Here is a 13,062-nt window from a genome sequence, read left to right as displayed (position 1 = left end):
CTGTCTGCTTTGCCCTGATCCGGGACCCCGCATGTCGCAAGAACGCAATCCGTCCAGCAGCCGCCCGACCTTCCAGGACCTGATCCGTCGCTTGCAGGACTACTGGAACGACCACGGCTGCGTGGTCCTGCAGCCCTACGACATGGAGATGGGGGCCGGCACCTTTCATCCGGCGACCTTCCTGCGCTCGATCGGGCCGGAGCCGTGGCGTGCGGCCTATGTGCAGCCCAGCCGCCGTCCGACCGACGGGCGCTACGGCGACAACCCCAACCGCCTGCAGCACTACTACCAGTTCCAGGTGCTGCTGAAGCCGTCGCCACCGGACATCCAGGATCTCTACCTCGGCTCCCTGGAGGCGCTGGGCTTCGACACGCTCACCCACGACGTGCGCTTCGTCGAGGACAACTGGGAATCCCCGACCCTCGGTGCCTGGGGCCTGGGCTGGGAGGTCTGGCTGAACGGCATGGAGGTCACCCAGTTCACCTACTTCCAGCAGGTGGGCGGGCTGGACTGCCACCCGGTCTCCGGCGAGATCACCTACGGGCTGGAGCGTCTGGCGATGTACCTGCAGGGGGTGGAGAGCGTGTTCGACCTGGTCTGGACCGTCGGCCCGGACGACCGCCCGGTGACCTACGGGGATGTCTATCACCAGAACGAGGTGGAGCAGTCCGCCTACAACTTCGAGCACGCCGATCGCGATGCCCTGTTCGCCGCCTTCGATCAGCATGCGAACGAGAGCGACCGCATGATCGAGCTGGGCCTGCCGCTGCCGGCCTACGAACAGATGCTGCGCGCCTCGCACAGCTTCAACCTCCTGGATGCCCGCGGCGCGATCTCGGTCACCGAGCGCCAGCGCTACATCCTGCGTGTGCGCGAGCTGTCGCGAAACGTCGCCCAGAAGTACTACGAGTCGCGCGAGGCCCTGGGCTTCCCGCTGTGCGCCGACGACGACACCAACAAGCCCGACGCCGCCTGAACCCTCTTCCCGGATCGCGCGCCCTTGCGCGCGGTCGTGATGGACCCGACACGGACCCGACATGGCTGAAGCCCGCGAACTCCTGATCGAACTCGGCACCGAGGAGCTGCCCCCCACCGCCCTGCCGCGCCTGCGTGATGCCCTGGCCGAGGGCCTGGCCACCCGCCTGCGCGAGGCCGGTCTGGAACCGGGCGCACCCGAGGCCTTCGCCACCCCGCGGCGGCTGGCCGTGCTGTTCCCCGACGTGCCCGCGCGCCAGCCGGACCAGCTCCAGGAGCGTCGCGGCCCGGCCGTGGCCGCCGCCTTCGACGCCGCCGGCGAGCCGACGAAGGCGGTGCTGGGCTTTGCCCGCTCCTGCGGCGTGGAGGTCGAGCGCCTGGAGCGCGAGACCACCGACAAGGGCGAATACCTGGTCTTCCGCCAGATGCAGCCGGGCCGCGCCCTGGGCGAACTGCTGCCGGAGATGCTGGAGGCCGCGCTGGAGGCCCTGCCCACGCCCAAGCGCATGCGCTGGGGAAGCAGTCGCACCGAATTCGTGCGTCCTGCGCACTGGCTGGTCGTGCTGCACGGGACCGAGGTGCTGGAGCTGACGGTGCTGGAGCAGACCTCCGGACGGGCCACCCATGGCCACCGCTTCCATCAGCCCGGCGCGCTGGAACTCAAGCGCGGCAACGACTACGCCGAACGGCTGCGCAGCCCCGGCTTTGTCGAGCCGTCGTTCGAGGCGCGGCGCGAGAATATCCTCGCGCAGGTGCACGAACAGGCCAAGGCCCTGGGCGGGCGCGCACTGGTGGATGCCGACCTGCTGGACGAGGTGACCGCGCTGGTGGAGTGGCCGGTGGCCCTGACCGGCGGCTTCGACCCGCGTTTCCTGGATGTCCCGCAGGAGGCGCTGATCTCCACGATGCAGGACAACCAGAAATACTTCCCGGTGGTCGACGAGGCCGGGCGCATGCAGCCGCACTTCATCGTGATCAGCAATATCGAGTCGCGCGACCCGCACGCGGTGCGCGACGGCAACGAGCGCGTGCTGCGCCCGCGCTTCGCCGATGCCGAATTCTTCTGGCAGCAGGACCGCAAGAAGCGCCTGGAGGAACGGCTGGACGCGCTGGACTCCGTGGTGTTCGAGAAGCGTCTGGGCACGCTGCGCGACAAGTCCGTGCGGCTGGAGGCCCTGATGCAGCGCCTGGCCGGCCTGATGGGGCTGGATGCCGGGCTGGCCGCGCGCGCTGCGCGCCTGGCCAAGTGCGATCTGGTCACCCAGATGGTGTTCGAGTTCACCGAGCTGCAGGGCACGATGGGCCGCTACTACGCCCTGCACGACCGCGAGGACGACGCGGTCGCGGCCGCGATCGAGCAGCACTACTGGCCACGCCAGTCCGGCTCGGAACTACCGGATGTCCCACTGGCCCAGGCCCTGGCACTGGCGGACCGACTGGATACGCTGGTCGGGATCTTCGCGATCGGCAAGCAGCCCACGGGCACCAAGGACCCGTTCGCCCTGCGCCGCGCCGCGCTGGGACTGGTGCGCATCCTGGTCGAGCGCGAGTTGCCGCTGGCCCTGACCCCGCTGCTGCAGGCGGCGGCCGAGCCGATCCGCGACCGCGTGCCGGAGGCCGACCAGGCGGTGGAGCCGGTACGCGAGTACATCCTGGAGCGTCTGCGCGGCTACCTGCTGGAGCAGGGCCAGGCACACGAGACCATCGAGGCGGTGGCCGCGGTCGCGCCCGATACGCCGCTGGACTTCGTCCGCCGCGTGCGCGCGGTCAGCTTGTTCCGCGAGCGCCCGGAGGCCGAGGCCCTGGCCGCGGCGAACAAGCGCATCCATAACCTGCTGCGCAAGGCCGGCGAGGAGGCCGAGGCCGACCTCGATCCCGAGGCCCTGGCGCTGGACGAGGAGCGTCAGCTTTACCAGGGCCTGCAGGCGGTGCGGCCGGGGGTCGAGCAGGCGGTGGCCGACGGCGACTACCTGCATGCCCTGGGCGAGCTGGCGAGCCTGCGTGATCGTGTCGATACCTTTTTCGACCAGGTGATGGTGATGGCCGAGGATGCCGCCGAGCGGCGCAACCGTCTGGCCCTGCTGCGCGAACTGCGCCGCGCCTTCGAGACCGTGGCCGACATCGGCCGCCTGGCCACGGGATAGCGCCGCCGCATGCTCCCCCTGATCCGTGGCCTCCTGTTCCAGTTCGGGTTCATCGGCTCCACGCTGGTGTTCGGCCTGCTGGTCCCGCCGCTGATCTGGCCGCTCTCACGCCCGATGCGCTATCGCGTTCTGACCCAGTGGGGGCGTTTCAACGTCTGGTGGCTGCGCATCACCTGCGGGCTGGATTACCGGGTGCGAGGAGCCGAGCACATCGACTCCTCGCGACCGCATGTGGTGCTCTCCAAGCACCAGTCCGCGTGGGAGACGGTCGCCTATGTTGCGATCTTTCCGATGCAAACCTGGGTGCTCAAGCGCGAGCTGATGCGCATCCCCCTGTTCGGCTGGACGCTGGCCATGCTGGACCCGGTCCCGATCGACCGCGAGGCCGGGCGCCAGGCCCTGGAGAACCTGGTTGCGGAGGGCCAGCAGCGCCTGGACCAGGGCCGCTGGGTGATCGTCTTCCCCGAGGGCACGCGCGTGGCTCCGGGCGAGCACGGCCGCTACCGCCAGGGCGGCGCGATACTGGCGGCACGCACCGGCTATCCGGTGCTGCCGGTGGCGCTCAACAGCGGCAGCTTCTGGCCGAAAAAGGGCCTTCGGCGCTACCCCGGCACCATCGAGGTGGTGGTCGGCCCGCCGATCGAGACCGCCGGGCGCAAGCCGGTCGAGGTGCTAAGCGAGGCCGAGGAATGGATCGAGGCCACCATGGCCGGGATCGAGCCGCGTCCCGCCAAACCGTCGTCGGAGGAGTCGCATGGGCAGTGAACCGCTGATCAGTGCCCCGCTGGTCGAGTTGCGTGACCGCAGCATCTACCGCGTGGGCGACTCGGACCCGGCCGTCTGGCTGATCGACGATCGCGAGCTGGGGGGTGTGCTGGTCAATGCCCCGGCCTACTCCGACTCCCTGCTGGAGGCGATTCGGGCGGTCACGAAGCCCGCCTACCTGTTCCTGCCCAGCCGCCATGGCGCGCAGGACCTGGATGCCTGGCGGGCGGCTGGCCTTGAGACCCTGGCGTTCGAGGCCGAGGCCCCGGCGATCCGTGCCGCCGGCGGCGAGATCGATATCGCCTTCAACCGCAAGCAGCGGCTGTCGCGCACCATTGATTTCCTGCCGATGGCCGGGGTGACCGAGGGTACCTGTGCCCTGCGCCTGAAGAATCTGCCGGGGGTCGTGTTCTTCGGCCCGGCGCTGGCACCGGGGGAGGATGGCTGGCCCACGCTGATCCAGACGCCGGAGGATCACTCCTTCGAGGCGCGCCTGTTCGGCGCCCTGGGCGTGAAGGACCTGAAGTTTGCCTACGCCTTCTGCGACCGCTTCGACCCGGCCAGCACGCAGTACGGCCCGGACGCCGACCAGCATATCCAGGCCCGCATCGAGGCGGTCTTCGACGAATAGCATCTTCGTAGGGGGTTGGGTTGTCCTGGCCTGTGGGAGCTCAGCCCTCTGGTCGATGGGGTCGGGCCGCGCCGTATCGCTCAGGGGGCTGAGCTCCCACAGGGCAGGACGATACTTGTGGGCGCAGGGGTCTGACGGAGCGAGCCGTGTATGGCGGTCAGGCGCGGGCGATCAGGGTCTGGATCACGTGGCCGGCGGCGGTCAGGCCGAAGATCGCGGGCAGGTAGGAGATCGTGCCGTTGACCGAGCGCGGGCGGCCGCCCTCGACCGGCCGGTGTTCGGTGCCCTTGCGCGGCTGCTCGATCGAGAACACCACGGGGTAGTCGAGCCGCGCGTCCATGCGGCGCAGGTTCTTGCGCATCTGCCGCGCCAGCGGACATACGCGGGTGGACTCCAGCGGGCCGACTCGCACGGCCGTGGGGTCGATGCGCCCGCCGGCCCCCATGCTGGAGATCACCGCCTGGCCGCGGCGCTGGGCCCCGGCCACCAGCGCCGCCTTGCAGGCGATGGAGTCGATCGCGTCGAGCACGAAGTCGGCATCTTCCGGCACCAGGTCGACGATGCTGTCCGGGCGCAGGAACTCGCGCTGGATGGTCAGCTCGATCTCCGGGTCGATGTCGCGGATGCGGGCCTCCATTACCGCGGTCTTGGGCTGGTCCAGGGTGGAGCGCAGCGCGACCAGCTGGCGGTTCAGGTTGGAGGCGGCGACGACGTCGTGATCCACCAGGGTCATGCGTCCTACTCCGGCGCGCGCAATGGCCTCGGCGGCATAGCTCCCGACGCCGCCCAGCCCGGCAATGAACACATGCCGGTCGCGCAGGCCGGCGGTGACATCGGGACCCAGCAGGAGGTCGGTGCGTTCGCTGTAGGGATTGTTGGACGTGCTCATGAATCCGGGTCGCTCGGGAGCCGGAGGACCCGGCGTGCGTTTTGTGACGTGATTATAGCCATCTCGGCCGGGTCGATGTCCCGCAGGCGGGCCAGATGGCGGTTCACCTCGGCGGTCATCATCGGTTCGTTGCGCTCGCCCTGGTGTCCGGCCAGTGGCTGGTCCGGGGCATCGGTCTCCACCACCAGTGCCTCCAGCGGGGCCTCGCGCACCACGCGGTGCAGTCGTTTCGCCCGCTCGTAGGTCACCGGCCCGCCGATGCCCAGGCAGCAGCCGAGATCCGCCGCCTGCCGGGCCTGCTGCGGCGAGCCGATAAAGGCATGCAGGATGCCGGTCACGCCGGGGTGCTCGCGCAGGCCCTTGAGCACCGCGTCCAGCGCGCGCCGGCTGTGGATGATCACCGGCAGGTTGCGTTCGCGGGCGATGGCCAGCTGCCGCGTGTAGAACCGCCACTGGCGGTCCCAATCGAGACCCTCCTGATAGCCGTCCAGCCCGATCTCGCCGACTGCGATGGTCTCCGGGTGCTTATCCAGCCAGGCCTCCAGGGCTTCGAGGTCCGCGTCCGCATGGTTCTGCAGGAAGATCGGGTGCAGGCCGTAGGCGACATGCAGACCCGCGTGCTGGCGGTGCAGGGCGTCGAGGTCCGGCCAGCGCGTGCGGGTGACGCCGGGCAGGACCAGTTCCCGCACCCCGGCGGCGCGGGCGCGGTCCAGCACCGCCGGGCGATCCGGATCGAACGCGTCCAGGTCCAGGTGGACATGCGTATCGATCAGGTGCACCGGCGGTGGTCCTACGGACAGGGGTAGGTATAGCGGGCGTGGATGGCCTCGATGGCCTCCAGCACGGCATCGGACAGGGTGATGTCGACGGTCGCGATGTTCTCGCGCAGCTGCTCCATGGTGGTCGCCCCGATCAGGTTGCTGGTCACGAAGGGCTGCTGGTTGATGAAGGCCAGCGCCAGCTGGGACGGGGTCAGGCCGTGTTCGCGCGCCAGGCGCGCGTACTCCGCGGTCGCGGCCAGGCCGGATTCGTTGCTGTAACGCTGGAAGCGCTCGAACAGCGTCAGGCGCGCCCCCGCGGGCTTCGCGCCGTCCAGGTACTTGCCGGAGAGCATGCCGAAGGCCAGCGGCGAATAGGCCAGCAGGCCGGCATCCTCGCGGATGGCCATCTCGGCCAGCCCCGCCTCGAAGCTGCGGTTGAGCAGATTGTAGGGGTTCTGGATGGAGACGATGCGCTCGGACAGGCCGCGGTCATGGGCGCGGATCCATTCCATGAACCCCCACGGGGTCTCGTTGGAGATGCCGATGGTGCGCACGCGGCCGCTCTCGACCAGGGCCTTCAGCGCGGCCGCGGTCTCCTCGATCGGGGTCGCGCTTGCGTCCGGCTTGTGGACGTAGCCGAGCTGGCCGAAGAAGTTGGTGGCGCGCGTCGGCCAGTGGACCTGGTAGAGGTCCAGGTAGTCGGTCTGCAGACGCTTCAGGCTGTCGTTCAGGGCCTGCTCGATGTGTTCGCGGTTCAGCTGCGGGCCGCCGCGCAGGTAGTCGATCATGCCGGGGCCGGCGACCTTGCTGGCCAGAACCACGCGGTCGCGGTTGCCGGTCTTGGCCAGCCAGTTGCCGATGTAGCTCTCGGTCAGCCCCTGGGTCTCCTCGCGCGGCGGCACCGGGTACATCTCGGCGGCATCGATCAGATTCACGCCCTGGCCGAGCGCGTAGTCCAGCTGCTCGTGGGCTTCGGCCTCGGTGTTCTGCTCGCCCCAGGTCATCGTGCCCAGGCCGATCAGGCTGACCTCGATGTCGGTACGTCCCAGTTTGCGGTATTGCATGTCAGTCCCTTGGTTCAGGTGAACAGGGTGAGGACCCCGGTGTAGCCGTACAGGCGGTTGGCGAAGATCTCGCCATTGGCGAAGAAGCCGACCAGGGGTACATCCCCCAGACCCTGCTGGACGATTGCCAGTTCCGCGCCCTCCTGGCCGAACTGATGGCGCCCGCGCCCGATGCAGGAGACATAGATCGCCCCGCGGATCCCGTTCGGGGCCTGGGTGCGAATCTGCTCCAGCATGCGCTCAAGGTCGTCGCGGGCGGCCTGGCCGTCGCGGCGCACGAACAGGATCTTCTGTCCGGGCTCCAGCAATTCGCCGACCGCGAGCACCTGCTGGTCGAGGTCCACGCCGATGATGTTGCGGACCCGGTAGTCGCCGGTGTCCGAGCCGGGGATCGGGAAGCCGACCAGGATGTACCCCAGCGCCCGCTCCAGGTCGCGCGACAGGACATCGCCGATGATGCCCTTGAATGCTGGCAGTGCTCGCTGACCATCCAGCTGGACGATGATGTTGCGCCAGGTCTCGGTCAGCTCGTGCTGGCCGGGCAGCGGGGTACAGCCCTGGCTGTGGCGTGCGGCAATCGCGACATCGTCGCGCAGCGCGAGCCCGGTGATGCCTGACGCGACCACACCATCGGCGATCTGCACAGCCCCCTCCTCGCCGGAGTGGATACCGCCGGTCGCGAACCAGGCGGTCTGGTCGCCGATCTCGGTCAGCACGGCCTCGACACCCTCCATGCGTGGATCGGCATTAAGCAGCAGGCGCCCCGGGGTGGCGGGGTCGAGGAAGCCGTCCAGGGCCTGCTTCAGCTCGTCCAGGCTGTGGACCGGACGCTGGATCACGCGCGTGGAACCGGCCGGGAAGTCGCCGATCATCAGGGTAATCGCCGGGTTCTCGTAGAATTCCTGGGTCGGCCCGATCACTGCCATGCCCATGCCGCCGACGAAATGGTCCACCCCGAGTTCCTTGCGTAGCGTGTCCATGACCAGCCGGGCATTGCGGGCCAGTGCGTCCGACACGTAGATGAACCCTACGCGCACGGTCTCCGGGTCCCGGGGCGGCAGCGGGCCCAGCCCCTGGATCAGTTCCGCGGCGAGGGCGCGCGGGTCACTGCCGCTGGCGGCGGTACTGACAAAGCGTTCCATCAACGTTCAGGACTCCATCAAAGCCCCAGCTGCTCCAGCATGCTGAGGGCCTCGTTGTCGGTTTCGGGGATGCCGCGCTGGACGGTCATCTGGTCGTTCTCCTTGAACGCCAGGCGGGCATGGTGGCGGGTGTCCAGCTCTTCCAGGAACCAGGCGATTTCGGAGGGATGGACCGCGCGTTCACCCCGCGTCAGGTGGCGCGCGAGGATCGCGTCCTCGCGGATGTCCAGATACAGCGGCTGGGGCAGCGCCAGGGGCAGCACATGGGTCTGTACCAGCCACTCGATCGGCGTGGGGCGCCGCGCCGGCAGGCGGCGACTGTCGATGCGGAAGTGCCCGCCGCCGCCGGGCTGCTTCAGCAGTTCCTCCAGCCAGTCGCCCTCGAAGCCCTGGTGCACAATCAGCGAGCGGCCGGTATAGCGGCTGCGAAAGCGCTCCATCTGTTGCGCGGGGCGCGGCCCGAACAGTCCGAACACGGCAACTCCATGAGTCCAAGTGGGATGGCCGGAATGCTAGCCCAACCGTCGGCGACCACAAAAAAGCCCCGCCGGAGCGGGGCTTGGACACCGTCGATACGGTGCTGCGATCAGCCGCGACTCTTCAGCATGTCATGGATGATCGGGGCGAGGATGACCTCCATCGCAAAGCTCATCTTGCCGCCGGGTACCACGATGGTGTTCGGCCTGGACATGAAGGAGTCGGGCAGCATGTTCAGCAGATAGGGGAAGTCCACGCCGAACTTCTTCGGCTCCTTGAAGCGGATTACCACCATGCTCTCGTCCGGGGTGGGGATGTCTCGGGCGATGAACGGGTTGGAGGTGTCCACCGTCGGCACGCGCTGGAAGTTGATGTCGGTGTAGCCGAACTGCGGGGTGATGTAGTTCACGTAGTCCGGCATGCGACGCAGGATCGTGTCCACGATGGCCTCGGCGGAATAGCCGCGTTCGGCGTTGTCGCGGAAGATCTTCTGGATCCACTCGAGATTCACGATCGGCACCACGCCGATGCCCAGGTCCACGTGCTGCGCGGCGTTCACGTCACCGTTCACGACCAGGCCGTGCAGGCCTTCGTAGAACATCAGGTCGGTGCCCGGCTGGATCTCTTCCCAGGGGGTGAACTCGCCCGGGCCGAGGTTGGTGCCGAGACGCTCGTTGTGGGCGGCCGCTTCCTCGTCGGAGTGCAGGTAGTAGCGCTTCTGGCCCTGGCCGGTTTCGCCGTAGGTCTTGAACAGGTCCTCGATGCGATCGAACAGGTTGGCCTCGGGACCGAAGTGCGAAAAGTGGTGGTTGCCTTCGTCGGCGGCCTTCTGCATGGCCTCCTTCATCGCCTTGCGGTCATAGCGATGGAAGCTGTCGCCCTCGATGACGACCGGGTTGATCTGCTCGCGGCGGAAGATCGACTCGAACGAGCGCTTGACGGTGGAGGTGCCGGCCCCCGAGGAGCCGGTGACCGCGATCACGGGATGTTTTTGCGACATGGGGTTTCTCCTTGCATAGCTTCTTGCGACGAATAGTGTACGGACGAGTTTAGAAAACGAGATTGAGCATCAACATGGCCACGATACCGAACAGCAGCGTCATGATACCGCCGGCCTTCATGTAGTCCTTCACCCGGTAGCCGCCGGGGCCCATGATCAGGGCGTTCACCTGGTGGGTCGGGATCAGGAAGGAATTCGAGGTGGCGATCGCCACGGTCAGCGCGAACACGCGCGGGTCGGCGTCCATGCCCGCGGCCTGGGCGGCGACCGCGAAGTTGATCGCCAGCGGGACCAGCAGCACGGTGGCGCCGACGTTGGACATGACTAGGGTAAAGAACGTGGCCAGCGCGAAGATCGTCGCCTGCAACACCCACGGCGGGACGGTCCCCAGCAAGTCCAACGTGTTCTGCGCAATCCAGGCGGCCGTGCCGGTGTTTTCCACCGCCATCCCCAATGGTATCAGCGAGGCCAGCAGGAATACGGTCTTCCAGCTCACCGAGCGGTAGGCGTCGTCGATACTGATGACCCCGGTCAGGATCATGCCCAGTGCGCCGGTCAGCAGTGCCACCGACAGCATGATGTCGGTGAACAGGATCAGTCCGACGGTCAGCGCCAGGAAGAACAGCGCATGCGGGACCTTGGAAGGGCGCAGTTCCTCGTGCGGGTAGTCGGAGGTGATCACGACAAAGTCGCGATCCTTGTCCAGGCGGGCAAGGGACTCCCAGGTGCAGTGGACCACCAGGATGTCCCCGATCTCCAGCGGGATGTCGCGCAGGCCCTCGCCAAAGGTCTCGCTGCCCCGCTGGATGCGCATCACCGACAGGCCGTAGGTCTGGCGCATGGCCAGTTCGGTTACGGTCTTGCCGGCGAGATTGGAGCCGGGCGCGATCGCGACCTCGGCGACCCCGGAGCGGCCGGTATCCAGGGCGTTCGCGAACACGTCCAGGCGGGTCGTCGGGCGCTTGCGCGTGTCCGCGCACAGCTTCTCCATGCGTGCGGGGCTGGCCAGCACGGCCAGATGCGAGTTGGGCTGGATCTCGTAGCCGGTCCAGGGCGCCATGCGCAGTTCGTCGTGCTTGTAGGTGCCGACGATCGCGATCCCGCTCTCGCGCTCGATCTCGGCCACAGTACGGCCGACCAGCGGATCCTTCTCGGGCACGAACACCTCGTGGATCTCGTAGGACAGGCCGTAGACGCGCTGGAAATACTCCTTCGCGCTCTCGCCCTGCGTGGCCTTGGACTTGACCGAGGGCAGCACGAAGCGGCCCAGCACCACGAAGTAGACGATCACCGTGACCAGCAGCGCCAGCCCGATCGGTGTCACGTCGAACAGCTGGAAGGGCTCCATGTCCGACGGCAGCAGGTCGTTCAGCAGGATCAGCGGACTGGAGCCGACCAGGGTGATGGTGCCGCCGACGATCGCGGCGAAGCCCATCGGCATCAGCAGTCGCGACAGGGGAATGCCCAGGCGATTGGAGATCCGGCTCATCACCGGCATGAACAGAGCGGCCGCGCCAATGTTCTGCATGAAGCTCGAGATCACGCCGACGGTACCGGAGACGGTCGGGATGATGCTCTTCTCGGTGGTGCCGCCCACGCGCATGATGAACGCGGCCACTTTGTGCATCACGCCGGTCTTGTCCAGTCCGGCCCCGATGATCATTACCGCGATGATCGCGATCACCGCGTTGGAGGCAAAACCGCTGAACAGCTCGTCCTGCGCGACCAGCAGCCCGAGCCCGGGCACCAGCGTCAGCAGGCCGAGCAACACCATCACCGAGATGGCGGCCAGGTCCACGCGGATGATCTCCGTGACAAACAGGAAGATGGTGAACGCAAGAAGCGCGAGCACCACGATCATCTCGGTGGTCAGCGTAAGGTTTTCCATGTATCGAGTTCGTGTCCTGAAGACCCGCGCCGGACGGCGCAGGGTCGGGGCCGAGGGGACTGACGGGAGGGCCTCGACCGCTGGCCGAGGGTGCGGCAGTTACCGCCAGCACTACCCCTTGAAAGCGCGGGATTATTTCATCCCGGGCGGTCGGACGCAAAAACCGGGCCGCTTGCGCCGTTCGCGAAATGCCGGCTGCCGTATCCCGGCCGGTCGGTTATGCTGGGCAGAAACCGTCAGGGAGACGCCCCATGTCCGACACTCCGCTTTGCCGTTTCGAGACGGTCGTGCTCGCGACCGACGGGACCGAGTTCAGTGCGTCGGCCGAGGCCGTTGGCCTGGATCTGGCTCACCGTTGCGGGGCCCGACTGATCATCGCACGCATTATTCAGACGGATACGCAGCACGACGCGCTCTCGCCCCGGCGCAGCCACGATGCGAGTGTAGCGGCGCAGGGCGACCTGGACGCGATCGAGAAAAAGGCGCGTGCGCTGGGTGTCGATGCCTCGCCGATCCTGCGCCACGGGGTCGATCGGTACAAGGAAATCGTCGGTATTGCCGAGGAATACAAGGCCGGACTGGTCGTGATCGGACGCCGCGACCGAAGCGATCTCGCGCGCCTGATGGTCGGCGATGCGACGCGCAAGGTGGTGGGCACCGCACCGTGCAACGTCATGGTCGTTCCGCGTGGCGCGCAGCCGCCGCACCGCGGTCTTCTGGTTGGGACCGACGGCTCCGAGTTGGGGGACCAGGCCGCGCGGGCCGCCATCGAGTTGGCCGGCCATTGCCAGTTGCCGATCACCATTGCTTCGGTTGCCGTGCCCGGCCAGAGCGACGAGCGTCGTCAGGAGGGCGTGGATGCAATTCAGCGCCTGCAGGGCGAGGCCCGCGAGCAGGGCCTTACGGCGGACGCGACCTTCGAGGAGGGGCGAGCCGAAATCACCCTGATTGATCTGGCGCGACGGGACAACCGCGACCTGATTGTGGTGGGCAGCCATGGACGCACCGGTCTCAAGCGCTTGCTAATGGGCTCGGTGTCGGAACGCGTGATCGGCGGTTCCGAATGCCCGGTGCTGGTGGTCAAGAACGCTAACGTCTGATCACGTGTCGATGCGGCGCGTCTGCCCCTGAAACCCTTCTCGCTCGGCGCCTGCCGGGTTCTTCAACTGGATTCCTCTAGGGAAACACTGATTCATGTACACACTCGCGTTGGCACCCCAGGTTTTCCGAGACAAGGCGCGTCGGGCAGCGGGTAGTGGCTCTACCCGCAAGCGGCGCAACGCAGGATCGGGGAACCTGGGGTACCAACCCCAAGGGGCTCGGCCG

General features: G+C 67.7%; 12 protein-coding genes. 5 read left to right on the top strand and 7 right to left on the bottom strand.

The genetic code is table 11. The features are described 5' to 3' along the window. Positions 1–31 precede the first annotated feature (31 nt). The 4 genes from glyQ to F623_RS0101340 all read left to right on the top strand — a co-directional run bounded on the left by glyQ (position 32) and on the right by F623_RS0101340 (position 4,515). Positions 32–976 carry a glycine--tRNA ligase subunit alpha gene (gene glyQ / locus F623_RS0101355; protein ID WP_018861088.1) on the top strand — a complete coding sequence of 315 codons (945 nt, stop codon included), beginning with the start codon at positions 32–34 and terminating at the stop codon, positions 974–976. Positions 977–1,037: 61 nt separating this feature from the next. Continuing rightward, on the top strand, positions 1,038–3,119 hold the full coding sequence (gene glyS / locus F623_RS0101350) for a glycine--tRNA ligase subunit beta (RefSeq protein WP_018861089.1): 2,082 nt from the start codon (positions 1,038–1,040) through the stop codon (positions 3,117–3,119). Positions 3,120–3,128: 9 nt separating this feature from the next. Next, positions 3,129–3,884, top strand: coding sequence for a 1-acyl-sn-glycerol-3-phosphate acyltransferase (locus F623_RS0101345; protein WP_018861090.1), 756 nt, complete (start codon positions 3,129–3,131; stop codon positions 3,882–3,884). Next, complete coding sequence (locus F623_RS0101340) at positions 3,874–4,515, top strand: hypothetical protein (RefSeq protein WP_018861091.1); 642 nt, start codon at positions 3,874–3,876, stop codon at positions 4,513–4,515. The genes F623_RS0101345 and F623_RS0101340 overlap by 11 nt, the downstream gene beginning before the upstream one ends. Before the next feature lie 157 nt (positions 4,516–4,672). Here F623_RS0101340 and F623_RS0101335 read toward each other — a convergent pair whose 3' ends face one another. The 7 genes from F623_RS0101335 to F623_RS0101305 form a co-directional block, all read right to left on the bottom strand. Further along, a complete protein-coding gene (locus F623_RS0101335; RefSeq protein ID WP_018861092.1) occupies positions 4,673–5,404 on the bottom strand; it encodes a ThiF family adenylyltransferase in 732 nt (243 codons plus the stop codon). Then, the gene (locus F623_RS0101330) at positions 5,401–6,183 is read right to left on the bottom strand and encodes a TatD family hydrolase (protein WP_018861093.1); all 783 of its coding nucleotides are present in this window, start codon (positions 6,181–6,183) and stop codon (positions 5,401–5,403) included. Before F623_RS0101330 ends, F623_RS0101335 begins: the two co-directional genes overlap by 4 nt. A gap of 11 nt (positions 6,184–6,194) precedes the next feature. Then, positions 6,195–7,229, bottom strand: coding sequence for an NADP(H)-dependent aldo-keto reductase (locus F623_RS0101325; RefSeq protein ID WP_018861094.1), 1,035 nt, complete (start codon positions 7,227–7,229; stop codon positions 6,195–6,197). Between the two features lie 14 nt (positions 7,230–7,243). Then, complete coding sequence (locus tag F623_RS0101320; RefSeq protein ID WP_018861095.1) at positions 7,244–8,371, bottom strand: FIST C-terminal domain-containing protein; 1,128 nt, start codon at positions 8,369–8,371, stop codon at positions 7,244–7,246. A 17-nt stretch (positions 8,372–8,388) separates the two neighbouring features. Further along, positions 8,389–8,847 carry a hypothetical protein gene (locus F623_RS0101315; RefSeq protein ID WP_018861096.1) on the bottom strand — a complete coding sequence of 153 codons (459 nt, stop codon included), beginning with the start codon at positions 8,845–8,847 and terminating at the stop codon, positions 8,389–8,391. Positions 8,848–8,957: 110 nt separating this feature from the next. Beyond that, positions 8,958–9,848, bottom strand: coding sequence for a phosphoribulokinase (locus F623_RS0101310; protein ID WP_018861097.1), 891 nt, complete (start codon positions 9,846–9,848; stop codon positions 8,958–8,960). A 49-nt stretch (positions 9,849–9,897) separates the two neighbouring features. Further along, positions 9,898–11,736, bottom strand: a complete 1,839-nt coding sequence (locus F623_RS0101305; protein WP_018861098.1) for an SLC13 family permease — start codon at positions 11,734–11,736, stop codon at positions 9,898–9,900. Between the two features lie 251 nt (positions 11,737–11,987). Between F623_RS0101305 and F623_RS0101300 the strand changes: the two genes are divergently transcribed. Further along, entirely contained in the window at positions 11,988–12,836 is an 849-nt protein-coding gene (locus tag F623_RS0101300; RefSeq protein WP_018861099.1) for a universal stress protein, read from the top strand. Positions 12,837–13,062: the final 226 nt, after the last annotated feature.

The sequence above is a fragment of the Thioalkalivibrio sp. ALD1 genome (assembly GCF_000381245.1).
GTDB lineage: Bacteria > Pseudomonadota > Gammaproteobacteria > Ectothiorhodospirales > Ectothiorhodospiraceae > Thioalkalivibrio.
This window is presented reverse-complemented; position numbering and strand designations above follow the sequence as displayed.